General features: G+C 73.4%; 22 protein-coding genes. 4 read left to right on the top strand and 18 right to left on the bottom strand.

All coding sequences use genetic code 11. The features are described 5' to 3' along the window. Nucleotides 1–544: 544 nt before the first annotated feature. From LV78_RS03695 to LV78_RS03660, 8 genes are all read right to left on the bottom strand, one after another. Nucleotides 545–1,222 (bottom strand): aminoacyl-tRNA hydrolase, encoded by a 678-nt coding sequence (locus LV78_RS03695; protein ID WP_253843758.1) that lies wholly within the window; start codon nucleotides 1,220–1,222, stop codon nucleotides 545–547. Between the two features lie 14 nt (nucleotides 1,223–1,236). Then, entirely contained in the window at nucleotides 1,237–2,457 is a 1,221-nt protein-coding gene (gene serB / locus LV78_RS03690; protein WP_253843318.1) for a phosphoserine phosphatase SerB, read from the bottom strand. A 91-nt stretch (nucleotides 2,458–2,548) separates the two neighbouring features. Next, the gene (gene ctaD, locus LV78_RS03685) at nucleotides 2,549–4,339 is read right to left on the bottom strand and encodes an aa3-type cytochrome oxidase subunit I (RefSeq protein WP_012783608.1); all 1,791 of its coding nucleotides are present in this window, start codon (nucleotides 4,337–4,339) and stop codon (nucleotides 2,549–2,551) included. A 691-nt stretch (nucleotides 4,340–5,030) separates the two neighbouring features. Next, nucleotides 5,031–5,600, bottom strand: coding sequence for a 1,2-dihydroxy-3-keto-5-methylthiopentene dioxygenase (locus LV78_RS03680; RefSeq protein ID WP_253843317.1), 570 nt, complete (start codon nucleotides 5,598–5,600; stop codon nucleotides 5,031–5,033). Next, nucleotides 5,597–6,151 (bottom strand): methylthioribulose 1-phosphate dehydratase, encoded by a 555-nt coding sequence (gene mtnB / locus LV78_RS03675; RefSeq protein ID WP_253843757.1) that lies wholly within the window; start codon nucleotides 6,149–6,151, stop codon nucleotides 5,597–5,599. The genes LV78_RS03680 and mtnB overlap by 4 nt, the downstream gene beginning before the upstream one ends. A gap of 74 nt (nucleotides 6,152–6,225) precedes the next feature. After that, nucleotides 6,226–6,900, bottom strand: coding sequence for an acireductone synthase (gene mtnC / locus LV78_RS03670; RefSeq protein ID WP_253843316.1), 675 nt, complete (start codon nucleotides 6,898–6,900; stop codon nucleotides 6,226–6,228). Then, entirely contained in the window at nucleotides 6,893–7,921 is a 1,029-nt protein-coding gene (locus LV78_RS03665; RefSeq protein ID WP_253843315.1) for a translation initiation factor eIF-2B alpha/beta/delta subunit family protein, read from the bottom strand. Before LV78_RS03665 ends, mtnC begins: the two co-directional genes overlap by 8 nt. Nucleotides 7,922–7,924: 3 nt before the next feature. Next, complete coding sequence (locus LV78_RS03660; RefSeq protein ID WP_253843314.1) at nucleotides 7,925–9,052, bottom strand: acyl-CoA dehydrogenase family protein; 1,128 nt, start codon at nucleotides 9,050–9,052, stop codon at nucleotides 7,925–7,927. A 321-nt stretch (nucleotides 9,053–9,373) separates the two neighbouring features. On the opposite strand from LV78_RS03660, the gene LV78_RS03655 reads away from it, so the two are divergent. Further along, nucleotides 9,374–10,174: a hypothetical protein gene (locus tag LV78_RS03655; protein ID WP_253843313.1), complete on the top strand. Its 801-nt coding sequence runs from the start codon at nucleotides 9,374–9,376 to the stop codon at nucleotides 10,172–10,174. Here the strand turns inward: LV78_RS03655 and LV78_RS03650 are convergent. Next, nucleotides 10,121–10,639, bottom strand: coding sequence for a hypothetical protein (locus LV78_RS03650; protein ID WP_253843312.1), 519 nt, complete (start codon nucleotides 10,637–10,639; stop codon nucleotides 10,121–10,123). The genes LV78_RS03655 and LV78_RS03650 overlap by 54 nt on opposite strands. Before the next feature lie 156 nt (nucleotides 10,640–10,795). Between LV78_RS03650 and LV78_RS03645 the strand changes: the two genes are divergently transcribed. Together LV78_RS03645 and LV78_RS03640 are read left to right on the top strand one after the other, a co-directional pair. After that, nucleotides 10,796–12,085 carry a helix-turn-helix domain-containing protein gene (locus LV78_RS03645; protein WP_253843311.1) on the top strand — a complete coding sequence of 430 codons (1,290 nt, stop codon included), beginning with the start codon at nucleotides 10,796–10,798 and terminating at the stop codon, nucleotides 12,083–12,085. Nucleotides 12,086–12,419: 334 nt separating this feature from the next. Then, entirely contained in the window at nucleotides 12,420–12,995 is a 576-nt protein-coding gene (locus LV78_RS03640) for an NUDIX domain-containing protein (protein WP_253843310.1), read from the top strand. A 109-nt stretch (nucleotides 12,996–13,104) separates the two neighbouring features. Here the strand turns inward: LV78_RS03640 and LV78_RS03635 are convergent, their stop codons facing one another. Continuing rightward, nucleotides 13,105–15,354 carry a terpene synthase family protein gene (locus tag LV78_RS03635; RefSeq protein ID WP_253843309.1) on the bottom strand — a complete coding sequence of 750 codons (2,250 nt, stop codon included), beginning with the start codon at nucleotides 15,352–15,354 and terminating at the stop codon, nucleotides 13,105–13,107. Nucleotides 15,355–15,735: 381 nt separating this feature from the next. Between LV78_RS03635 and LV78_RS03630 the strand changes: the two genes are divergently transcribed. After that, a complete protein-coding gene (locus tag LV78_RS03630; protein ID WP_253843308.1) occupies nucleotides 15,736–18,054 on the top strand; it encodes an ATP-binding protein in 2,319 nt (772 codons plus the stop codon). A 13-nt stretch (nucleotides 18,055–18,067) separates the two neighbouring features. Here LV78_RS03630 and LV78_RS03625 read toward each other — a convergent pair whose 3' ends face one another. The 8 genes from LV78_RS03625 to LV78_RS03590 all read right to left on the bottom strand — a co-directional run bounded on the left by LV78_RS03625 (nucleotide 18,068) and on the right by LV78_RS03590 (nucleotide 24,219). Then, nucleotides 18,068–19,084, bottom strand: a complete 1,017-nt coding sequence (locus LV78_RS03625; protein ID WP_253843307.1) for a LacI family DNA-binding transcriptional regulator — start codon at nucleotides 19,082–19,084, stop codon at nucleotides 18,068–18,070. A 98-nt stretch (nucleotides 19,085–19,182) separates the two neighbouring features. Next, on the bottom strand, nucleotides 19,183–19,503 hold the full coding sequence (locus LV78_RS03620) for an L-rhamnose mutarotase (RefSeq protein ID WP_253843306.1): 321 nt from the start codon (nucleotides 19,501–19,503) through the stop codon (nucleotides 19,183–19,185). 19 nt (nucleotides 19,504–19,522) lie between these two features. Further along, nucleotides 19,523–20,089: a hypothetical protein gene (locus LV78_RS03615; RefSeq protein ID WP_253843305.1), complete on the bottom strand. Its 567-nt coding sequence runs from the start codon at nucleotides 20,087–20,089 to the stop codon at nucleotides 19,523–19,525. Further along, nucleotides 20,086–20,916 carry a carbohydrate ABC transporter permease gene (locus LV78_RS03610; RefSeq protein ID WP_253843304.1) on the bottom strand — a complete coding sequence of 277 codons (831 nt, stop codon included), beginning with the start codon at nucleotides 20,914–20,916 and terminating at the stop codon, nucleotides 20,086–20,088. The genes LV78_RS03615 and LV78_RS03610 overlap by 4 nt, the downstream gene beginning before the upstream one ends. Further along, nucleotides 20,913–21,863, bottom strand: a complete 951-nt coding sequence (locus LV78_RS03605; protein WP_253843303.1) for a carbohydrate ABC transporter permease — start codon at nucleotides 21,861–21,863, stop codon at nucleotides 20,913–20,915. Before LV78_RS03605 ends, LV78_RS03610 begins: the two co-directional genes overlap by 4 nt. Before the next feature lie 5 nt (nucleotides 21,864–21,868). Continuing rightward, nucleotides 21,869–23,155, bottom strand: a complete 1,287-nt coding sequence (locus LV78_RS03600; protein ID WP_253843302.1) for an ABC transporter substrate-binding protein — start codon at nucleotides 23,153–23,155, stop codon at nucleotides 21,869–21,871. A gap of 191 nt (nucleotides 23,156–23,346) precedes the next feature. Next, on the bottom strand, nucleotides 23,347–23,781 hold the full coding sequence (locus LV78_RS03595; RefSeq protein ID WP_253843301.1) for an ATP-binding protein: 435 nt from the start codon (nucleotides 23,779–23,781) through the stop codon (nucleotides 23,347–23,349). 75 nt (nucleotides 23,782–23,856) lie between these two features. After that, a complete protein-coding gene (locus tag LV78_RS03590) occupies nucleotides 23,857–24,219 on the bottom strand; it encodes an STAS domain-containing protein (RefSeq protein WP_253843300.1) in 363 nt (120 codons plus the stop codon). Nucleotides 24,220–24,244: the final 25 nt, after the last annotated feature.

Below are 24,244 nucleotides of genomic sequence, written 5' to 3'. Positions count from 1 at the left end.
GTGGCTGGACGGCGGTGGTGGCGCTTCCGGGCCTCGTCTACGGTGACCACGCGCTCGAACTCCTCCGAGCAGTCCTCGGGGAGCGGGCGGGACCCGTGACCGACCCCTTGACCTGGGCGACCTCGGGCAGTGCGGCGGGCCTCCGGGCCAACGGGGGCCCGCCGCGTCCCGGCCTGGCGACGCCCGTGCGACGGCGCGGACCGGGCTTGGACGCGGGGGCGCGTAACGTGGGGGCGGCGGGATCAGACAGGTTCCACGGGCGCAGGCGCGGCCCGGCCGGGAGGGATCACCCTCCGCTCCCGGAACGGGCCACCACGGCGGAAGTGATCCGGATCACCACCGAAAAGCGGGCCTCGGACCGACCGGCGGACGACCGGGTGGTTGAACGGTGAAACACTCCGTGAAATGATCCGGACCGATCCCGGACATGATGGGACATCGCATTCCCGCAGGGGCCACTCGAACCGCAGAAATTCACTCGAAAGTGTTCACCCGCGCCGGGCGGGGACGCCTTTCCCGGATCATCCCCGCCCCACCCGAGGCCCTACCGCACCACCGCGACCGTCGCCGTTCCCGGCTCGACCTCGGTGTACCCCGCGTCCCGCACCACCACCGCGTCCGGTCGCGCCACCAGCGCGTCCCACTCACCCCGGCTCGGCACCCGCACCGCGCAGCGGAACCCGTCCGCCGCCCACTGCTTCAGCTCCGCCTCGTCCAGGTGCGGCGCCAGCAGCATCGACGCGTGCCCCACCTGGGCCGCCGCCTTGCCCGCCGTCATGGTCACGCCGGGGTTCAGCCACAGCAGCCGCGCGCCCTCAGGCACGGGGCCCGGCTCGGCGTCCTCGGGCAGCTCGCTCCCGGAGATCTGCAACCGGCTGATCTCCTTCGGCGCCTCCCCCACGACCCCCGGCACGAACGCCCGCACCGACGCGCCGCCCACGGTCACCGTCACGCCCGGCAGGGCCTGCACGGCCTCCCAGTGCGCCCCACGCGCCCTCCTGGCGACCTTGCGGATGCGACCGCGCACCCACGCCACCACCTCGTCGTGCCACTCGCCACCGGGCTCGGCGCGCGGGTCGAGGCACACCGCCACCGCAGCGGCGGCAGCGGCCTCCAGGACGTCCGTCCGCGACGGCGGCGCGCTGCGCTCGATGCGCATCACCACCGGCATCGCGCGCACCAGCTCGCCCTCCGGCTCGCCGTAGTCGCGCCCCAGCAACATCGACAGGACCTCGTTCACTGGCGCACCAGGTCCAGCCCGTCCGCGAGGTCCGCGGCCTCCACCTCGGCGCGCGTCACGCCGAGCACGAACAGCACCGCGTCCAGGAACGGGTGCGACAGCGCGGTGTCCGCGACCTCCCGCAGCGCGGGCTTGGCGTTGAACGCGATGCCCAGCCCGGCCGCGCCGATCATGTCGATGTCGTTCGCCCCGTCGCCCACCGCCACGGTCTGCGCCATCGGCACCCCGACCGAGTCCGCGAACCGCCGCAGCGCCACCGCCTTGCCCGGCCGGTCCACGATCTCGCCGATCACCCGGCCGGTGAGCTTGCCGTCGACGACCTCCAGCTCGTTGGCCGCGCAGAAGTCCAGCCCCAGCTCGTTGACCAGCGACCGGATCACCCTGGTGAACCCGCCGGACACGACCCCGCAGCGGAACCCGAGGCGCTTGAGGGTGCGGACCGTGGTGCGCGCGCCGGGGGTCAGCTCCAGCGACGCGGCGACCTCGTCCAGCACGGCCTCGTCCAGGCCCTCCAGCAGCGCCACGCGCGCCCGCAGCGACTCGGCGAAGTCCAGCTCGCCCCGCATGGCCGCCTCGGTGATCTCGCGGACCTGGGGCTCCACGCCCACGTGCGCGGCCAGCATCTCGATCACCTCGCCCTGGATGAGCGTGGAGTCCACGTCGAACACGACCAGCCGCTTGGCCCGCCTGGTCAGCCCGGCCCGCTCCACGGCCACGTCCACCCCGGCCCGCGCGGCCACGACGGCCAGCGCCGAGCGCAGCTGCGCGTCCGCCTCCTCGGTGTCGTCGGCGACCGAGATCCGCAGCTCCAGCCCGGTCACCGGGTAGTCGGCGACCCCCCGGATGGCGTCGATGTTCGCGCCGAGGGCGGCGAGCTTGCGGGCCACCTCGGTGAACGCGCGCGCGGTGACCGGGTGGCCGAGCAGGATCAGGACGTGGCTGGACTCCAGCCTGGCGGTGCGGCGCGAGTCGGCGCCGATCTCCACCTCGACGCTCATCGACACCGTCGCCATGGCCTGCTCGACGGCCTCCTGGATGCCTTCGGGGTCGCGCTGGGCGGACACCAGCACCCCGAGCACCAGCCTGCCCCTGATCACGACCTGCTCGACGTCGAGCACGTCGACCCCGTGCCTGGTCAGCACGGCGAACAGCACGGAGGACACGCCCGGCTTGTCCGGGCCGGTCACGGTGATCAGGACTGGGGTCGCGCTGGGCATCGTCAACACCGGCTCCTCTGCCAGGGAAACGCGAGGAGCCCCGACGACCGCGCTGGTCGTCGGGGCTCCTCGTTGAACCTGTCTCAGGTTACTAGTGCTTGTGGTCGTGCTCGGTGCCCTCCGACGCGGTGCCGGACTGCACCGCCTTGGCGGCCAGCTCGGACGGCGCCGACTTGGCCTTCTCGTGCGGGATCGCGCGGCCGGTCAGCGTCACGTGCGCCTCGGCGTGCATCCGCTCGATCATGTGCGGGTAGTGCAGCTCGAACGCGGGGCGGGCGGACCGGATGCGGGGCAGCTCGGTGAAGTTGTGCCGAGGCGGCGGGCAGGAGGTCGCCCACTCCAGCGAGTTGCCGAAGCCCCACGGGTCGTCGACCTTCACGACCTCGCCGTACCGGTAGCTCTTGAACACGTTCCAGATGAACGGGAGCGTGGACGCGCCGAGCAGGTACGCGCCGATCGTGGAGACCATGTTCAGCGTGGTGAAGCCGTCGGCGGCCAGGTAGTCCGCGTACCGGCGGGGCATGCCCTCGGCGCCCAGCCAGTGCTGCACCAGGAACGTCGCGTGGAAGCCCAGGAACGTGGTCCAGAAGTGCAGCTTCGCCAGGCCCTCGTCCAGCATCCGGCCGGTCATCTTCGGGAACCAGAAGTAGATGCCCGCGAAGGTGGCGAACACGATCGTGCCGTACAGCACGTAGTGGAAGTGGGCGACGACGAAGTACGTGTCGGACACGTGGAAGTCGATCGCCGGGGCGGCCAGCAGGACGCCGGACAGGCCGCCGAAGAGGAAGGTCACGATGAAGCCGATGCTGAACAGCATGGGCGACTCGAAGGTGAGCTGCCCCTTCCACATCGTGCCGATCCAGTTGAAGAACTTGATGCCGGTCGGGACCGCGATCAGGAAGGTCATGAACGCGAAGAACGGCAGCAGGACCGCGCCGGTGGCGTACATGTGGTGCGCCCACACGGCCACGGACAGCGCCGCGATGCCGAGCGTGGCGTAGACCAGGCCGTTGTAGCCGAAGATCGGCTTGCGGCTGAAGACCGGGAAGACCTCGGACACGATGCCGAAGAACGGCAGCGCGATGATGTAGACCTCGGGGTGGCCGAAGAACCAGAACAGGTGCTGCCACAGGATCACGCCGCCGTTGGCCGGGTCGAAGACGTGCGCTCCGAGGTGGCGGTCGGCGAGGAGCCCGAAGAGGGCCGCGGTCAGGATCGGGAACGCGAGCAGCACCAGGACGCTGGTGACCAGGATGTTCCAGGTGAAGATCGGCATCCGGAACATGGTCAGGCCGGGCGCGCGCAGGCACACGATCGTGGTGATCATGTTGACCGCGCCGAGGATGGTGCCGAGACCACCGACCGCCAGGCCCGCGATCCACAGGTCGGCGCCCGCGCCGGGCGAGTGGATGGCGTTCGACAGCGGGGTGTAGGCGAACCAGCCGAAGTCGGCGGCGCCGCCGGGCGTGAGGAAGCCCGACATGGTGATGAGGCCGCCGAACAGGTACAGCCAGTACGAGAAGGCGTTCAACCGGGGGAACGCGACGTCCGGCGAGCCGATCTGCAGCGGCAGGATGAAGTTGGCGAAGCCGAACACGATCGGGGTGGCGTACAGCAGCAGCATCACCGTGCCGTGCATGGTGAAGAGCTGGTTGTACTGCTCGTTCGAGAGGAACTGCATCCCCGGTCGGGCGAGCTCCGTCCTGATCAGCATCGCCATCGCGCCGCCCACCATGAAAAAGATGAACGACGTGACCAGGTACATGATGCCGATTTGCTTGTGGTCCGTGGTGCGGAACATCCGCAGCAGGAACGAACCCTTGACCGCCTCGCGAGTCCCGAAGGGCCGCGTTGCGATCGGCTGCGGGGCTACGGCCGTCACGGTGCCTCCTGCACTGTTGGTTCTTCATTCACAGGTGGCAGAACGTGGTCGCCACCGGCTCACCGGATCGTAGACGTCTTGTTCGGGCGCGGCGCGCTTGACCCTCGCCACCGATCACCCGACGTAGTTCAGGTCACACCACCGGGCCGCTCGGGAGGACCGCCGCGTTCCCCGTGGTCAACGCCCCGGCGATGATCATGTCAAGTTGGTGATCCCGCTGGTCAGAAGGGGGTTTCCCGACGAGCGGAAGCCGCTGCGCCCCGCTCCGGAGGGCCCGCCGGGCGATCCGGGCGGCGGTCCGCCAGCACAGGACCGGAGGTCCGCGCAAGGGGCGCGGGGCACCAGTTGACCGAGGACCCGTCCCCTGTCGGACAGGTCGACCTTACCGAACGTGCTGCCCGCCCGCGAGCGGCCCCGGAGCCCCTGCCGGGGCCCGGCGGGGGTGGTGCGGAAATGCGCTCGCGCGGGGTGGCCGATTAGCGCGCCGCAGGGATCGGACACCCGTTCCCCGGCTTTCGCGGCGCTTTTCCGGGATGGCGGGACCGGAATTGCGAGCGCTTTTCACGTCAGCGGAGGAACGTGGTGGTGGAACCGCGATCGGAAGCCACGCCCGACCGCTCCCCGCACAGCACGACGCCCCGGCCCGCCACCCCTGGGGGAGCGGCGCACCGGGGCGTCGTCGACCGGGCGCTCAGCCCCGGTGCCCGGCCATCAGCTCGTCGAACGTCGGGAACGACTTCGCGATCTCGCTCCCGGTGAAGTTCCCGACCCACCCGTCGTCGTCGTGGAAGAACCGGATCGACACGTAGTCCGGCCTGGTGCCCATGTCGAACCAGTGGGTGGTGTTCGCGGGCACGCTCAGCAGGTCGCCCGCCTCGCACAGCACGGCGTGCACCCGCCCGGCCACGTGCAGGTAGAACACCCCGGCCCCACGCGCGAAGAACCGGTCCTCGTCGTCGTCGTGGGTGTGCTCGGCCAGGAACCTCGCCCGCGCGCCCGCCGCGGCGGCCAGCCACTCGGGGTCGTCGGACGGGGTCTGGTGCATGGCGTCGACCAGCACGTACCCCTCGGTCTCCACCACCCGCGCCACCTGCTCGCGGTAGGCGTCGAGGGCGTTGTCCACCGTCACGTCCGGCAGCACGGGCCAGCGCTCGTACCGCACGCCGAGCCGCTCCAGCTCGGCCCGCACCTCGTCCGGGTCCGAGGTGCGCAGCAGCGCGTCGCGGGGGTTGTCGTCGGCCCACACGGTCAGCAGCGTCATCGGGCGTCCCTCCTCGTCTCGACCTTGAAGCGCAGCAGCCACTCCAGGCACTCCAGCCGGTGCCTGGCCTGGCGCAGGTCCGCCCCCCAGGCGTACACCCCGTGCCTGGCCACGAGCAGCGCGGGCACGTCCGGCCGGAACCCGGCCTCGAACGCGTCGCCGAGCACGCCCATGTCCTGGCTGTTGGGCACCACGGGGATCGTGACCACGTCGTGGTCGGCGCGCCCGAAGCCCTTGAGCATCTCCAGGTCGCGCAGCTCGACCCCGCCCGGCCAGAACTCGGCGGCCAGCACCGGCGCGAGGGCGTGCACGTGGACGACCGCGCCCGCGCCCGCCACGGCGGCGATCCGCCCGTGCAGGCCCGCCTCGGCGGAGGGGACCTTCACCGGGTCGCCGTCACCACCGGCGGCGCGCCCCCGCTCGTCGACGACCACCACGTCGTCGTCGGTCAGCTCGCCCTTGTCCTTGCCGCTGGTGGTGACCGCGAGCCGCAGCGGGTCGCGGCCGAGCACGACCGACAGGTTGCCGGAGGTGCCGCGCATCCAGCCCATGCCCGCGTAGCGCGCGCACTCGGCGGCCAGCGCGGCGCCCGCCACCCGCAGCTCCACGTCCGCCGCGCCCGCCGTCACAGCTCGCCCACCACCGGGTGCGGGCTGAAGTCGGCGTCGGCGTTGGGCTCGCCCGCGCGCGCCACGCCCACGGTCCTCCACCCTGCCTCGGCGGCGGCGTGCAGCTCGGCGGGCACGTCCGAGTAGAACGTGATCCCGGCCGGGTCGGTCGCGCCCAGCGCGGAGGCGATCGCCAGGTAGGACGCGGCCTCGCGCTTGGGGCCGGCGTTGACGGTGTCGAAGTGGTGCTCGAACAGCGGCCGGAGGTCGCCCTCGGAGGTGTGGCCGAAGAACGCGACCTGGCCGGGCACCGAGCCGGAGGAGAACACGGCGAGCCGCAGCCCGTCCCCGTGCCACTTCCGCAGCGCGGGCACCACGTCCGGGAACAGCTCGGCGACCAGGTCGCCGGTCTCGTAGCCGCGCTGCCAGATCAGGCCCTGCAGGGTCTTGAGCGGCGTGACCTTCTGGTCGGCGTCCATCCAGCCGTGCAGCACCCGCACCAGGTCGTCGGTGCCGCCGGTCGCGCCGGACAGCTCGCGGATCTGCGCGACGGCGTCGGCGACGGCCGGGTCGTCGCCGTGCTCGTCGATCCACGGGCCCAGGCGCGGGCGCGCGTAGTCGTAGAGCACGACCAGGACCTGGTCGGTGGAGCTGAGCGTGCCCTCGATGTCGAGCACGACCCATTCAGTCATTCGCTGTCCCCTGCTGGTAGTAGTCGGCGAGCCGGTCCGGGGCGAGCGCGCCCCGGTCGGTGACCACGGTGGTGACGAACCTCGGCGGCGTCACGTCGAACGCCGGGTAGAGGCCGCGCACCCGGTCGCTGGCGGTGCGCCTGCCCAGGGTGCTCAGCACCTCCTCGCCCGGTCGGTGCTCGATCGGCACGTCGGCGGCGGTGGGCGCGAGCCGGTCGGGGGCCTGCACCATCGCCAGGAACGGCACGTCGAACGCCGAGGCGGCCACCGCGAGGCCGAGCGTGCCGACCTTGTTGACCACGTGCCCGTCCATGGTGACCCGGTCGGCGGCGGTGAGCAGCGCGGACACCTCGCCGGTGGCGAGCACGGCCGCGCCCATGCCGTCGGTGATCAGCGTGGTGTCCACGCCCATCTCGGCGAGCGTCTCGGCGGTCAGCCGCGCGCCCTGCAGGTAGGGGCGGGTCTCGGTGCAGAAGAACCGCAGGCGCTTGCCGCTCGCCTGCGCGGCGGCGACGGTCTCGGTCAGGTACAGGTCGGCCCAGCAGTGCGTGAGCACCGCGCCGTCGTCGGGCAGCAGCGCGGCGGTGTGCCCGCCGAGCGCGCGGCTGCGGTCCCGGTAGCGGCGGTCGCCCGCGATCGCGCCCGCGAGCGCGCCCGCCTCGACGTCCTCGTGCGCGTCGACCCCGGCGAGGACGGCCGCGACCGCCTTGCGCAGCGCGTTGTTCGTGCGCCGGGTGGCGATGAAGTCCTCGCCGACCAGGGCGAGCCGAGCGCGGGCCTGCTCGCGCGGCAGCCCGCGCGCCTCCCGCGCCGCCAGGACCATGCCCCACAGCACGGCGAAGTACGGTCCGGACGACTGGGTGACCATGTCCTCGATGGCGCGGGCCACCTCGGCGGCCGTGCCGCACCGCACCCAGGTTCGCTCGAACGGGAAGTTGCGCCGGTCCAGCACGTGCACGCCGTCGTCGGCGAGCAGCACGCTGTTGGCGAGCACGGGCCCGTCCCCCGTCCGCTGGTCCACCACCTAGCTGTACCCGGTGAACGGCGCGTGCTGGCCGGTGAGGAAGTGCGCGCCGACCTCGCGGGCCTTGTAGGCGACCGGGTCGTGCAGGGTGATGGTGCGGGCGTTGCGCCAGAACCGGTCGAAGGCGTACTTGCTCGCGGTGGCGCGGGCCCCGCACAGCTCGAACACCTTCGCGGTGGTGTGGTTGACGACCCTGGTGCTGACGACCTTGGCCGAGGAGATCGCGGCGGCGGTCTCGGCGCGCTGCTCCGCGGTGAGCGCGGTCCCGGCCTCGGAGGCGTCGCGCAGCAGCGCGGAGGCCCGGTCGGCGAGCAGGCCTGCGGCCTGGACGTCGGCGACCAGCTCGCCGTAGGTCTGCAGGGTGTACGGGTCCTCGGCGGCCGAGTCGACGCCGCTGAGGAACCAGGGCCGGGTGGTCTCGCGGGTGTACCGGGCGGCTTCGGCGAGCGCGCCCTCGGCGATGGCCACGTGCAGCTGGGAGAGCGCCTCCTGGAACCCGATGGCGGCCAGCGACAGCCGGGGGCTGGTCCCGTCGGCCGGGCCGAGCACCTGGTCGTCGGGCACGTGCACGTCGGTGAGCTGGACCCCGCCGCTGGCGGTGAGCCGCTGGCCCATGTTGTCCCACTCGCCCGCGCGGGCGACGCCATCGGCCTTCGCGTCGAGGGTGAAGGTGAGCTTCTCGCCGGTGTCGGCGCGGGTCGCGCTGACCACGAGCCGGTCGGCGACGGCCGCTCCGGTGGCGAAGGTCTTGCGGCCGTTGAGCAGGTACCCGCCGTCGACGGGGGTGAGCTCCAGCGCCGCGTCGAGCGGGTTGCTGATGCCCGCCCAGAACAGGTTCAGCCCGTGCAGCTCGGCGGAGCGCGCGGCGGCGGCGTCCCGGTCCAGGAACAGCCCGCCCCGCCACACCTGGAGGTAGTGGTAGCCGAGCAGGTGCCCGACGTTGGCGTCGGCGGCCCCGACGACCCGCACGACCGCGCGCTGGACGTCCCAGTCGGCGACGGTCAGCAGCCCGGAGTCCTTCAGCGCGGCGACCTCGGCGACGGGGTCCTCCCCGCGCCGGTCCCGCTCAGCGGCGTCGCCCCGCAGCTCCTCGGCCACGTCGGCGGCCACGCCCAGCCAGTCCCGCATCCACGCCCTCCTCGGTTCCCGGCAGGCGAGCCTAGTGCGCCGGGAGGACCCGACCCGTGAGCATTCCGTCACGTGGGACCGGGTGGCCGCGCCGGGCCGTCCCCCGAACCCGCCGCGACCGCGCGCCGGTGACCTGCGCGTTCGCCGCGACACCCGTGCATCGTCCAGGACGATCACGGGTACTCCCCCACCCGAGTGCCCGGTCGTGCACCCGAACGCGTGGCAGCGCGTCCGGTCCGCGCCCGACCGGTGCGCTGGCGGCGTGGTCGCGGTCACGGTCGTCTACGGTGTCCGGGCCCGAACCCGAAGTGGAGGACGCGAATGGACTTGCCACGCAGATCGCGCTCGGGGGTCGCGACGGCCCCGAGGCCGGTCGCGGACGAGCCCTACCGGGCGCGTCCGCCCAGGACACCGACCCCGCACCTGCTGGAGGCCGAGAACCTGGTCGGCCACCTGTCGCTGCCGACCTGCCCGCTGGCGAACAACGTCTACAAGGACCCCAGCCAGCGCAACGTGGTGCGGTGGGGCGACCCGGCGGACGCGGCGACCTGGGTGAACCGCAGCCAGTGCGCGTCGTTCCAGACCGCGGTGCTGCGGCGCTCGCACCGCTGGGCGACGCAGCGGTTCTTCACCTCGCACTTCGGCGTGGCCAGCCCGTTCGCCCGCGACTACCGCGAGGTGTTCGCGCGGGGCGGCGTCCCGCACTTCGAGCGGGTGCGGCGGGTGGCGGACCTGCGGCCGGGCGACCTGGTCGCGATCGACTACCGCAACGACCAGGACACCAACACCGGGCACATCGTGATGGTGCGCGAGGTCAGGGGCGCGTACGAGGCGCCGAGCCCGAAGCTGAACTTCCCCGGCGAGACGCAGTACGCGGTGGAGATCGTGGACTGCACGTCGGAGCCCCACGGCCAGTACGGCGTGGGGCACTACGCGGCGTTCCCGGACAGCCGGATCTTCAACGCGGCGAACCAGACCGAGGGCGCCGGGTTCGGGCACATGATGTTCTACGCGTCGGACCGGACGGGCGAGTTCACCCGGTACCGGTGGAGCGTGAACACCGCGTCGTCAGGCGTGTACCCGGTGACCGAGCGCCCGGTGGCGGCGGCGCGGGTGGTGTGAGCCGCCGGGGCGCGGGCCGCTCCGACCGGGCCCGCGCCCCGCGCCGCGCCGCTTCTTCGCGCCGCCGCTGATCCGCCCCGGTCCGCGCCCCGCGCCGGGACCGGGGCGCACCCGCTTCCCGTCGGGGGCGCGCCCCGGCCTCTTACCGGCCTCGCCCTGGCGCGCCTTCTCCGCCTTGGCCTTCTCCCAGTAGTCGCGCTCGCCGCGCGCGCCGCCCCGCTCGGCCATCCCCCACCGCTCGCGCTCGACGGTCCGGCGCCCGCGCGGGGCGACCGCTGTCCGCCGCTCGGCCGCGATCCGCTTGCGCAGCTTCGCCGCGCGGCTCCACAGGTCGGGCAGCGTCTCGGCGAACACGGCGGTCACCAGCGCGGCCAGGAAGCCGTTCGGCTGCTCCCCCACCACCACCAGCACCACCACGACGAGCTGCGCGACCATGCAGACCAGCAAAGAGATCGTGGAACGCATCGGAACCCCTCCTCGACTCGGTGACCTTCCGATCTCCAGGGTCGTCTTCCGCCATGTGCGGCGACAGGAGTTGCCGTTCTCCGCCACAGTGGGCAACAGGAAACGTCGCGCCCACCAGCGCGCCCACCCAGCGCACCCGGCGAGGAGGCCGTCCCCATGACGCGGCACGAGGTGTTCGGCATCGAACTGCGCAGGCGCCGCAACGCCGCCGGGTTGTCCCTGCAGGCGATGGCGAAGGCGCTGAACTACAGCAAGGGCCACCTGAGCAAGATCGAGACCGGGGCGAAGGCGCCGACCCCGCAGCTGGCCAGGCAGGCGGACGCGGTGCTGTCCGCCGGTGGCGAGCTGAGCAGGCTGGCCCCGGCCGCGCCGGTGGGCCACCCGCGCCAGGCCGTGCCCGCCCCGCGCCAGGAGGCCCCGCCGCTGCCGAGGGCGAGGCGCAGCGAGCTGGAGGCGGCGGCCGAGGACCCGGTGGTCGCGCAGGGGATGCGGCTCCAGTTCGACAACATCCGCGACCTGGGCAAGCGCGTGTCGCCCCGGCTGGTGCAGCCGATGCTGCACGGGGCGCTGGTCTCGCTGCGCGACCTGCTCGCCGCCGCCGGGGAGCCGGGGACCAGGCGCCAGGTGGCGCTGATGACGGCGCGGTTCGTGGAGTACGCGGGCTGGATGGCGCAGGAGGCCGGGCGGCGCGAGGAGGCGGTGGCGCTGACGCTGGAGTCGGCGGCGCTGGCCGAGCTGGCGGGCGATCCGGGGTTGGCGGCGTACGCGCTGGTCCGGCGGGCCGAGCTGGCCATGTACGCGGGCGCGGCGCAGCAGACCATCGCGCTGGCCGAGCGGGCGCTGGCCGACCCGCACGCGACGGCGCGGGTGCGCGGGCTGGCCGAGCACCGGCTGGCGCAGGGGTACGCGCAGCTGGGCGAGGAGGCCCGGTGCCGGGCGGCGCTGGAGCGCGCGGCGGTGCTGCTGGCCGAGGCCGCGTTACCGGAGGCGGCCCCGCCCGAGGGCGCGCTCGTGCAGGCCGCCCTGGTCACCCCGGCCGCGACCGGCCTGGTCATCCCCCCGGCACGCGGCGGTCCGGTGGTCGGCTCGTCCACGGTGACCGACCTGGACGCGGTGGTCACCGGCTGGTGCCTCTACGACCTGGGCCGCCCCGCCGAGGCCGCCGAGCTGCTGGAGCGCGGCCTGGCGGGCGCCTCCCCCGAGGCCCGCCGCGCCCGCGCCCTGTACGGCGTGCGCCTGGCGCTGGCCCACGAGGCGGCGGGCGACCTGGACCGGATGCACGAGGTGGCGCTGGACTCGCTGGAGACGGCGCGCGCCCTCGGCTCGGCCACCGTCCGCAGCCAGCTGCGCAACCTGGCCTGGATGGTCCAGCGCAGGCACTCCCACCGCCCGTCGCGCGACCTGCACGTGGAGATCACCGCCGCCCTGCAGGACGACGACGACTGACCCCGCCCCCTTCCGCCCAGGTCGGGGCGGGTTTCCCGTTTCCCCCCGCGCAGGGGACGGGAAACCCCTGTTCAGCGGCCCTGCGGGTGCCGGATTCTTGGTCCACCACCGGTGGACGACCAGGAATCACGGAACGACCGCGAGGAGCCCGACATGGAACCGCACGTGATCATCGTCCTGTCCACCCTGCTGTCCCTCTGATCCGTTGCCCCCTTCGAGGCGGTTCCGGCCCCGCGGTCGCTGCACGCGACCGCGGGGCCGGGCATTCGAGTGGTCCGGGCGGGCGCCCGCGCGGTGCGGAGGAGCCCGGCGGCGGGCCGTGTTGGATGGCGGCATGGAACCCGGACGACTTCCCGAGTGGCGCACGCTGGGCACGAGCACCGTGCGCGTCACCCCGTGGTTCGAGGTCCGCCAGGACGCGGTGGTCCGGCCGGACGGAGTCCCCGACACCTACCACCACGTGCGCTCGCCCGGCGCGGTGAGCGTGGTCGCGCTGGACCGGGACCGGCTCGTCGCGCTGACCCGCCAGTGGATCTACACGCACGGCAGCAGGCAGTGGCGCCTGCCGTCCGGGGCGATCGAGGGCCGCGACGCCGGTCCGCGCGCGGCGGCGGAGCGCGAGCTGGTGGAGGAGACCGGGATAACCGCGACCGGCTGGACCGAGCTGGGACGGGTGAACGGGGCCGACAGCTTCACCAACCACGTCGACCACCTGTTCCTGGCCACCGGCCTGTCCATCGGGGCCACCAGCCTGGAGGGCGGGGAGGCCGACCTGGAGCTGAGCTGGGTGCCGTTCGACCGGGCGCTGGGGATGGTGCTGTCCGGGGAGGTCCGGCACGCGGGGAGCGTGGCGGGCCTGCTGCTGGCCTCGGCCCGGCTGGGCGAGGACGGCTGGAACTCCGAGCGCTGAGGGCGCGGAGCACCGGCAACGTAGAGCACCGGCAACGTAGAGCGCCAACGACGCGGAAGGCCCCGAGCACCGCCCTGGGGGAGGCGGCGCGCGGGGCCTTCGCGGCGCTCTAGCGGACCCTGGCCAGCACCCGCGCGGCCGACGTGCCCAGCCCCGTCGGACCGCCCAGCGCGGGCAGCGCCCCGGAACCCGCCGCACCACCGGTCGCGCGACCCACCGGGCCGCCCGCCGCGCCGAAGTGCCGCACGAGGTCCTCGTCGTGGTACCGCACGCAGTTCTCGTGCCAGTTCACGATCCCGGCCATCCAGTCCTTCAGCTCGTCCCCGTAGTCCAGCAGCGCGCGCCGGGCCGCGTCGTCCAGGTCGAGGTCCTCGAACATCTGCGGCATCTCCACCTCCAGCACGTGCTCGAACTGCCGCACCCTGGCCTCCTGCAACCGCTCCACGACCTGGAACGCCCGGTCCAGGTCGCAGTCCAGGAAGTTCTGCACCACCACCACGAGGTTGTGCACCTCGCCCTCGTACTGCACCTCCTTGCGGTGCGAGTACAGGTCGTTGACCATCCACCCGTAGTCGGCGGCCGAGTTCTCCAGGTTCTGCAGGGTCCGCGTCCGGTAGACCTCCGGCGGCACCCGGTCGCCGTGCGCGAAGCGGGCCAGGCTCTTGGTCAGGTCGGACCCGAAGGTGTCCCGGCGCATCTCGACGTAGTCGACCGGGTCGGGGATGCGGTTGAGCTGCTGGTTCTGCAGCTCCCACAGCCAGGCGTCGAGCATCCGGGACACGGCGGCGCGCATGGTCGCCTTGGCGGCGGTGTCCATCGGCGCGGTGGTGCGGGCCCACAGGTCGGCCAGCATCCGCTCCAGCGGCACGGCCGGGGTGACGGGCGCCGGGCCCTTCACGGTCATCAGCTGCTTGAGCCGCTCGGTCAGCGCCTTTGGCGCGGCCATGCTCGGCGTGCGGCCGAAGAGGTACGGGTAGTAGTCGTCGCCGTAGGTGCCGAACGCCAGCCAGTCCACCGACAGCTCCAGCGCCTCGGCGGTGGCGTCCGGGTCGAGCCCGGCGGAGCACAGCGCGAAGTCGTAGTCGCGCACCTTCTGCTCGGTCCACACGCCGGGCGCGTCGTCGTAGACGCCCATCCGGCCGACCCACTCGACGTTGTGCTCCAGCGCGGACTTCCAGTGCGGGCTCAGCTTCAGCGGGTACGGCAGGCGCATGTCGGGCCTGCCGCGCGGGGGCACCTCGGCGAACGGCCGGTGGCTGTACGAGCGCGCCCGCTGCGGAAGGGTCGCCATGATCGAGCGCAGCTCGGAGGTGCCGAGCCCGGTCGGTCCGCCGAGCAGCGGGTGCCCGGAGGTGACCGCGCCCTCGTTCATGTACCGGCTGGAGCGCATGTGCCACTCGTGGCCGCCGGACTGCCAGTCCTGGAGGCCCTTCACGTACGCCAGCACCGCGAGCCTGCCCAGCGGGTCGACGCCGTGCTCGTCCAGCAGCGGCGGCACCTCGACCAGCGCGGTGTGCTCGAACTGGTGCAGCCGCGAGGTGAGCAGGTCGTTGACGGCCTCGGCGGCGGACTGGGTGTCGACGTCGAGGAACTTCTCCAGCACGAGCACGCCGTTGCTCAGCTCGCCCTCGTCCTGGACCTCGCGCTCGTAGGAGAACAGGTCGTTGCGCAGGTGGACGGCGTCGGAGAAGGTGTCGCGCAGGACGCCCAGCGGCCGGGAGAGCGCGATCGCGGCGGGCACCTCCATGCCGGTGACGTGCTCGACCAGGTTCGCCGACCAGGGCGCGCCGCCGACCTTGCGGCGCATCTCGACGTACTCGATCGGGTTGGAGAGCCTGCCCTCGGAGATGTTCGCGAGCTCCCACAGCGACTCGTCCAGCAGGTGCTTGGTGTTGTCGGCGAACCTGCGGCGCCAGTCGGTGGTGTGCGCCGGGGTGGTGCGGGCCCACAGGTCGGCGAGGCCCTTCTCGACCGGGTTCGTCGGCTCCTCGGTGATGTTCCCGTCGACCGGCATGAACAGCGGGAGGCGGTTGAGGTAGGCCTTGGCCCCGGCCATGTCGGGGTTGCGCTTGTACAGCTCCAGGAAGTGGTCGTCGAAGTAGAAGACCCACACGTACCAGTCGGTGACCAGGTCCAGGTCGGCGGCGGTCGCGTCCGGGTGGGTGTAGGAGCAGAGCAGCGCGTAGTCGTGCGAGTCGAGGTCGGACTCGTCCCAGATGACCGTGCCGTGCTGCGGGACGTCGATCATGTCCATGGACCGCGCCCAGGCCTTGCTGTGCGCGCGGGCCTGCTCCAGGTTGGGGTTCAGCCGCGCCGGGTACGGCATGTAGAACTCCGGCAACTGGAACGGCTGCGGCATGGGTCTGGAACCTTCCCTCGGGTGGCCGTCGGTCCTCTTCGCGCGGACCGCGATCAGCCCGGAACGCAATCAGCCGGGGCGGCGCGCGGCCAAGCCGGTGGGGTGGGTTCCACTCGTTAGGGAGCGGGTTTCCCCCCACCGGATCAGCTCGGCCCGGTCGCGGGCGGTCGGTGCGCGGGGCAGCGGTCCTCGGGCGCGGGACGCCGCAGGACGTGCTTCCGGCGGACGCCCACGACCAGCCGCGATGCCGGGACCCGGCCGCGCCGCTCCCGAACGCGCCGTCCACCATCCACCCCGACGGGGGAACGCAGCGCGTTGCCACCGTCACGGTGAGTGCTGGACAATCCTGGACTTGTCCGGACGCATCGCGCTGGAGGTGGCATGACGGGCGCACCGCGTCGGAACGGCGGGGTCTCCCCCTCCCTGGTGCGCACCCTCTCCGACCTCTCGCGCGAGCTGGAGCTGCTGCGGGGCAGGGCCGCGCGGGGCAGCGGCAAGGCCAAGGTGAGCCTGGCCGAGCTGGCCGCGCAGGTGGGCGTGCCGAAGTCGACCATGCACACCTACGTCACCGGCAGCACCCTCGCGCCCGCCGACGTGCTGGACCGGGTGGTGATCGCGCTGGGCGCGACGCCCGCGGAGCAGTCGCTGTGGGGCGAGGCGTGGTTCCGGGTGGCGGAGAGCCTCCACGAGGCCCGCAGGCAGGTCCAGCGCCCGCTCGTCGACCGCCCGGTGCCCCGGCAGCTGCCCGCCGCGCCCGGCCGGTTGTTCACCGGGCGCTCCGGCGAGCTGGCCGAGCTGGACGCGGCGGTGGCCGACCCCGGCTCGCTGCCGGTGGTGGCGCTGGGCGGCGCGGGCGGGACCGGCAAGACGTGGCTGGCGCTGCACTGGGCGCACCGGAACCTGGACCGCTTCCCGGACGGGCAGCTGTACGTGGACCTGCGCGGGTTCGACCCCGGTGGCGCGCCGGTCGCGCCGGGGGTCGCGCTGCGCGGGTTCCTCGACGCGCTGGGCGTGCGCGCGCCGTCGTTCCCCACCGACCTCGGCGCGCAGGTGGGGCTGTACCGCAGCCTGGTGGCGGGCCTGCGGGTGCTGGTGGTGCTGGACAACGCCCGCGACCTGGCGCAGGTGGAACCGCTGGTGCCCGGCGGCGCGTCGGCGACCGTGCTGGTGACCAGCAGGCACAAGCTCCCCGGACTGGTGACCACGCACGGCGCGCGGTCGCTGCACGTGGGCGTGCTCGGGCCCGAGGCGTCCCGCGACCTGCTGGGCCGCCACCTGGGCGCGGAGCGGGTGGCTGCCGAGCCGGAGGCGGTGGACGCGGTGGTGCGGACCTGCGCCGGGCTGCCGCTGGCGCTGGGCCTGGTCGCGGCGCGCGCGTCGACCGAGCCGGACCTGCCGCTGCGCGAGCTGGCGCGGGAGCTGGGGCGTTCCGCGTCGAGCCCGCTGGACGCGCTGGAGCTGGACGACACCGGGCTGCGCTCCACGTTCTCCTGGTCCTACCGGGACCTGCCCGCCGACGCGGCGCGCGCGCTGCGGCTGCTGGGCGCGTGCCACTGCCCCGACCTGGACGCGGCGGCCGTCGCGGCGCTCACCGGCGGCGACCTGGCCGGGGCGGAGCGGGCGCTGGCGGTGCTGGGGCGGGTGCACTTCGCGCACCGCTCGCCGGAGGGGCGGTTCCGCACGCACGACCTGGTGCGCGCGTACGCGGCGGACCTCGCGGCGGCGAACGACGGCCCCGCAGCGGTCGACGCGGCGCTGGAGCGGCTGGTCGAGCACCTCCTCGGGCGGGTGGCGTCGGCGATGGACGTGGTGGCGCCGTACGAGCGGCTGCACCGGCCCGCCGGTGGCGGCGCGCCGTCGGGGTTCGGCTACCCGGAGGCGCTGGCGTGGCTGGACGCCGAGCGGCACAACCTGGTCGCGCTGGCCGCGCGCGGCACGCCCGAGCAGACCGGCAGGCTGTCCACGTCGCTGCACCGCTACTTCGTGGTGGGCGCGCACTTCGCCGACGCGCTGGCGGTGCACGGCCGCGCGCTGGAGCGGGCGCACACCGGCGAGGCCAGGTCGAACGCGCTGCGGCACCTGGGCGCGGTGCACCGCTGGCTCGGCGACTACGACCGGGCGCTCGCCTACAACCAGGACGCGGCGGCGCTGGCCGGGCGGCTGGGCGACCGCAGGCTGGAGCACGCGGCGCTGAACAACATCGGCATCATCCACGAGCGCACCGGTCGGCACGCCGAGGCGCTGGCGCACTACGAGCGGGTGCTGGCCTACGCGGAGGAGACCGGCGACCGGTTCGCGCGCGGCACCGTGCACCACAACCTGGGCAGCCTCTACCAGCGCATGGCCGACTACCCGCACGCGCTGGAGCACTACCTGGAGGCGCTGGACGTGGCGCGGAGCGCGGACGACCACAACCTGCGCGGGTTCACGCACAACGACCTGGGGCTGCTGCACGTGCGGCTCGGGCAGCGGGCGCAGGCCCGCGAGCACCTGGAGCGGGCGCTGGCGCTGGCGGTGGAGCACAACGACCGGAGCCTGCAGACCGAGGTGCTCAACGCGCTCGGGGAGCTGCACCACGCGCTGGGCGACGTGCCGCGCGCGCTGGAGCACCACCGGGACGCGCTGGTGCTGGCCGAGGGCGTCGGGCGGGCCGACGAGATCGCGCGCGCCGAGCAGGGCATCCGCCGCTGCGAACCGTGACCGCCGCAGGCGGTCAGCGGGTGCGCCTGCTGGACTCCCGGACCACCAGCTCCGGCGCGAACAGCACGTGCTCGTGCTCGTGGTCGCGCGGCCCGGTGCTCTCGGCGATCACCAGCTCGGCCGCCTTGCGCCCGATGAGCGTGCGGGGCTGGCGGACCGAGGTGAGCGGCACGGCGGCGGCGGCGGCGAAGTCGATGTCGTCGTAGCCGACCACCGCGATGTCCTCGGGGACGCGCAGCCCGGCGCGCAGGAGCACCTGGAGCAGGCCGAGCGCGAGCAGGTCGTTGGCGCAGAACACCGCGTCCGGCCGCTCGGCGCGGGTCAGGATCTGCTCGGCCGCGCGCTGGCCGGAGGCGACGTTCAGCGCGGTCACCGGGATCTCCTCCAGCGCGCCCTCCGGCTTCCCCGCGCGCGCCACGGCGTCGCGGGCGCCGCGCAGCCGCTGCCCGGTCTGGTGCAGGCGGGCCGGTCCGTTGACCATGGCGATCCGCTCGTGCCCCTCGGCGAGCAGGTGCGTGACGGCCAGGTCGCCGCCCGCGCGGTCGTCAACGGCCACCGAGCACAGGTCGGGGTCGTCGGTGGGGTGGTCGAGCAGCACCACGGACAGGCCTCGGGCGCGCAGCTTGCGCACGGCGGTGAGGTCGGCGTCCACCGGGGTGATCAGGACGCCGTGCACGCGCTGCTCGGCCAGCAGCTCGACGTGCCTGGCCTCGCGCTGGGCGGATTCGGCGCTGTTGCACAGGATCACCGCGTGCCCGGCCTCGCTGGCGGTGTCCTCCACGCCGCTGGCCACGTCGGTGAAGAACGGGTTCGCCACGTCCAGGACCATCAGGCCGAGCGCGCGCGGGGTGCCGGAGCGCAGCTGCCTGGCGGCGTCGTTGCGGACGAAGCCCAGCTCGGTGATGGCGCCCAGGACGCGCTCCCTGGTGGCGGCGGCCACCAGCTCGGGGCGGTTGAGCACGTTGGAGACGGTGCCGACGGACACGCGGGCGCGCGCGGCGACGTCGCGGATGCTGACCGCTGCCCCCAACGGTGTCCTCCCTGCCTGCGCGTGTGCGCATCCTAGCCGCCCGCACCGGGACGACCGGCGCTCGCACGGCCGAGCGGGGCGGTCGCGGGGGCGCGCGGTCAGTCCAGGTGGAACACCTCGGTCAGCGGGGCCATCGCCTCGTCGGGGTCGCGGCCGTCGAGCGCGGTGAAGTACTCGGCCATCTCGGCCTGCCAGCGGGCGTTGACCTCGCGGTCCCGCATCCCGGCCTGCGCGGCGTCCCAGTCGGGGGTCTCCAGGTAGCCGACCAGGAGGCCGTCGTCCGCGAGGAACAGGGTGTAGTTGCCCCACCCTGTCTCGCTCAGCGCCGCCCGCATCTCCGGCCACACCTCGCGGTGCCGCTCGCGGTACTCGGCCAGGCGGTCGGGCCGCACGCGCAGCAGGAAGCAGATCCGTCGCACCGTCGAACCTCCACACGGGTCACCGGCCGACCACCGCGACCGACGCGAACACGAGCAGCCCCGGCGCCACGACGGCGAAACCGGGTGCTTGCAGCACCACCAGCACGACCACGACGAGCGCGCACGCGACCGCCGCGCCGCCCACCGGCCCGGTCGGCGGGGACGCGAGCAGCGCGGACCAGCGCGCGCCCGGCTCCCACAGCGCGGCGCAGCGCAGCAGCACCACGACGACCGCGACCAGCGCGAGGCCGATGGCCGGGCCCAGCACCGCGCCGCCGGGCAGCCCGCCCAGCAGCGCCAGCACGTCCAGCGCCCCGACCACCACCAGCAGCGGCGGCAGGGCCAGGGCGAGCGGGTCGCGCAGGCCCGCCACCAGGTCGGCGGCGAACCCGCGCGCGGTGGGCGTGCGACCGCCCACCACCAGCCCGCGCAGCGCCCGCGCGCCCGCGCCCGCCGAGGCCAGCGCGGTCACCACCGGCAGCGCGGCCAGGCAGACCAGCACGCCCACCAGCAGCACCTCGGCCAGCAGCGCCAGCCGGGCCGACCGCGCCACCCGCGACGGGACCGCCTCCGCGCGGCGCGTCACCCCTTCAGCCCCGACGTCGCCACGCCCTCGACCAGGAACCGCTGGAACGCCAGGAAGAACAGCCCGATGGGCAGCAGCGCGAGCACCGACATGGCGAACATCGGCCCGAACGCCGACTGGGTCGCCTGGTCGATGAACAGCTGGAGCGCCAGCGGGAGGGTGAACCTCTCCGCGTCGTTGAGGTAGATCAGCTGGCTGAAGAAGTCGTTCCAGGACCAGATGAACGAGAAGATCGCCGTGGTGATGAGCGCCGGTCGCAGCAGCGGCAGCACCACGTGCCGGAACACCCCGGCGGGACCGCAGCCGTCGAGCGTGGCGGCCTCGTCCAGCTCGCGCGGCAGGGTGCGGATGAACTGCACCATCAGGAACACGAAGAACGCGTCGGTGGCCAGGAACTTGGGCAGCACCAGCGGCCAGAACGTGTTGACCACGTCGAGCTGCTGGAAGATCACGTACTGCGGGATCAGCACCACGTGGTGCGGCAGCATGATCGTGATCATCATGAACCCGAACATCGGCCCCCGGCCCCGGAAGTGCAGGCGCCCGAAGGCGTAGGCGGCGAGCGCGCACGACACCACGTTGCCGACCACCGCGCCGAGCGAGACCAGCAGCGAGTTGCCGAAGTAGTGCCACACGCCGAACTCGCCGACCCCGTCGAAGACCTGCGCGTAGTTGTCGGTGGTCGGGTTGTCCCCCAGCGGGGACAGCGTCGACAGCACCTCCTCGGCGGGCTTGAACGAGGTGCCCACCAACCACACCACCGGGTACAGCAGCAGCACCAGCGCGGCCAGGACGATCCCGTGCCACACCACCTTCCGCGCCGTCACCGGCCCTCCTCCCCGGCGTAGAACACCCAGCGGCGGGCGCTGCGGAACACCAGCGCGGTGATCACCGCGACCACGGCCAGCAGCACCCACGCCATCGCGGACGCGTAGCCCATCCGGAAGTCGGTGAACCCGCGCTGGTACAGGTACAGCGGGTACAGCAGCGTCGAGTCGCTCGGCCCGCCGCGCCCGCTGCTGACCACGAACGCCCCGGTGAACGCCTGGAACGCGTTGATGACCTCCAGCACCAGGTTGAACAGGATCACCGGCGTGAGCATCGGGACCGTGATGGAGGTGAACCGCCGCAGCGGTCCGGCCCCGTCGATGGCGGCGGCCTCGTGCAGCTCGCGCGGCACCTGCTTCAGCCCGGCCAGGAAGATCACCATCGGCGCGCCGAACTGCCAGGCCGCCAGCGCGACCAGCGTGTAGAGCGCGTACTGCGGCTGGTCGACCCACCCGCCGAGGTCCAGCCCGATCGCGGACAGCGCCTCGTCGACCGTGCCGCCGGTGGAGAACATCGCCCGCCACACCAGGGCGACGCTCACGCTCGCGCCCAGCAGCGACGGCGCGTAGAACGCCGACCGGTACAGCCCGACGCCGCGCCGGGACCGGTTGAGCAGCAGGGCAACCGCCAGCGCGAGGCCGAGCTTGAGCGGCACCGACAGCAGCACGTACCGGGTGGTGACGCCCGCCGCGTGCCAGAAGCGCTGGTCGCCGGTGAACATGGTGGTGTAGTTGTCCAGGCCGACCCACTCGGGCGGGTCGAACAGGTTGTAGTCGGTGAACGACAGGTACAGCGACGCCGCCATCGGCCCGATGGTCAGCAGCGCGGCCCCGGCGATCCACGGCGACAGGAACAGGTAGGCGATCCCCTGCCCCGCGCGGGCCCGTCGCGCGCGCGGCGGTGGGGCCTGCGCGCGGGACGGGCGGGCGAGCGCGGTGTCCGCCACGGCCGTCAGGAGCCCAGCGCCTGCTCGGCGTCGCGCACGACGCGCTCGGCGGCCTCGGCGATCCCGACCCGGTTGAAGATGACGTCGTCGTAGGTGCGCTGGAAGTCCCGCTTGATCGCGGCGGAACCGGTGGGCCACGGGCCGAACGAGGGCCCGATCTTGTCCTCCTGCGCGCTCTCGTGGTCGCACACCAGCTTGTTCGCGTCGACGGCGGCGGCGCACACCTGCTCGCGCACCTTCGAGTTCGGCGGCACGCCGCGCGAGGCGCCGAGCACCTTGCCCGCGTCGGGGTCGTTCACCAGGAAGTCGAGCAGCTTCGCCGCGGCGTCCTTGTGCTTGGAGCGCTGGGACACCCCGAACAGCACCGGCGGCAGCGCGGCCATGCCGGACTCGGCGGTGTCGCTGGGCAGCGGCGCGGTGCGCACGGTCGGCCCGTAGGAGGTGAAGTAGCCGGTGAGGGAGGAGTCGTAGCCGATCTCCGAGGCGGACTGCTTGGTCACCATGCCGGAGTTCTGCACGGAGCCGTCCATCTTGGTGGTGACCTCGGGGGCGGTGGCGCCCTTGCCGGGCCGCAGCGCGGAGACCATCGTCCAGTACTCGGTGAGCTTGGCCGCGTCGAAGCCGAGCTTGCCGTCACCGGTGTAGAGCGCCTCGCCGTTCTGGTGCAGCCACACCTCGAACCAGTCGACGGCCCAGCCGAAGTCGGTGGTGCCCGCGACCGAGCCCGCCGCGCCGACCTTGTTCATGGCCTCGGCGAACTGGGCCCAGGTCCACTTCTCGCCGGGCGCGCTGGGCACGGTGGCGCCCGCGGCGGTGAACGGCGCGGGGTCGAACACGAGCATCTGGGTGGTCTGGCCCGCCGGGATGGCGTGCTGCTTGCCGCCGACCTCGCCGCCCGCGAGGAGGGTGTCGGGGATGTCGTCGGTCTTGATGTGGCCGCCGACGTGCTCGGTGAGGTCGGCCAGCACCCCGCGCCCGGCGTACTCGCCGACGGTGGCCCGGTCGAGCTGGAGCAGGTCGGGTCCCGCGCCGCCCGCGACCTGGGTGGAGAGCTTCTGGAAGTACGCGTCGTACCCGCTGTACTCGGTCTCGACCTTGATGCCGGGGTTGCGGCGCTGGAACTCCTCGACGGCCTGGTTGGTCACCTTGGCCCGGTCCTCGTTGCCCCACCAGACGAACCGGAGCGTCACCGACCCGTCGTCCGAGGCGCCGCCGCCGCACCCCGCGAGCGCCGCGGATAACAGCAGCGCCGCAGTGAGCGGAACGCCCGCCCGGCGAGCCAGTCGTGACATCGACCTCACCCCTCTGGTTGAATCGGTTCAAGCCAAAGTAGGTGAGCCAGATCACCTCGTCAACCCTCTTCGTTACCGAATCTAACTTTCCCGGCACGCGGTTCGGCGTTCCGCGTTGAATCGGTTCACAAGCGATCAACGAGGCGCCGGGGCGCACCCGGGAGGTGGCGGGGGTGTCCGGTGTGGACGGCTCACGGCACGCGCAGCGCCGCCCACACCACCTTGGTCGCCCCGTCGACCCGCACGCCCCAGTCCCGGCACAGCGACTCGACCATCTTCATGCCGTGCCCCCGGTGCGGCCCGAGCGCGGAGACGCCCAGGCGCGGCGCGGCCTCCGGGCTGCCGTCGTGGGACTGGACGACCACCTCGGGCAGGCCGTCGAACTCGCGGCGGAGCAGCACGAGCCTGCGCGGTCCGCCCGCGTGGTCGCACGCGTTCGCCACCAGCTCGGTGCAGATCAGCTCGACGTCCTGCACGAACAGGTCGTCCAGGTCGGTCAGCGCCTCGCGGACGCCTCGGCGCATCCCGGCGAGGTCGGAGCAGTCGACCGCCACGTCCAGCGCGGCCACCGCCCCGGAGCCCGGCGCGGGGTCGGAACCCGGTGTGTTGGGCGGTTCGGCTAGCACGGGCAACCTCGCTGTCGGGCGTTCGCCTCGGTCGTCAGCTCACGGGTGACCGGTCCTGGTCCGTTCGACACCTGGTCAACCGCGCAACGCGTCGTCGAGCGCGTCGCGCATGTCCAGCGCCTGGCGCAACCCCACCGCGACCAGCGCCCTGCGCACCACCGGCGAGGTGACCACCCGCAGCCGCCCTCCCGCCGCGCGCACCCGCTTGTCAGCGACCAGCAGCGCCTCGATGCCCGGAGAGGAGAAGAACCCGATCCCGGAGAGGTCGACCACGAGCACGCCGCCCGCCGCGATCCCCCCGGCCAGGTCGACCAGCGGTTCGCGCAGGTCGTCCGCCGTGGAGATGTCCACCTCCCCCACCGCCTCGAACACCACCACGCCGCCGTCGAGCTGGCGGGTGGACGTCTTCAACCCCTCGGTCCGCCGTGCAGACGTCATCACACCTCATCCCCGGTATCACCCC

This window comes from Actinosynnema pretiosum (assembly GCF_024171695.1).
In the GTDB taxonomy this organism is placed as follows: domain Bacteria; phylum Actinomycetota; class Actinomycetes; order Mycobacteriales; family Pseudonocardiaceae; genus Actinosynnema; species Actinosynnema pretiosum.
Note: the sequence above shows the minus strand (reverse complement) of the source record. Positions and strands in the feature narration are given on the sequence as shown.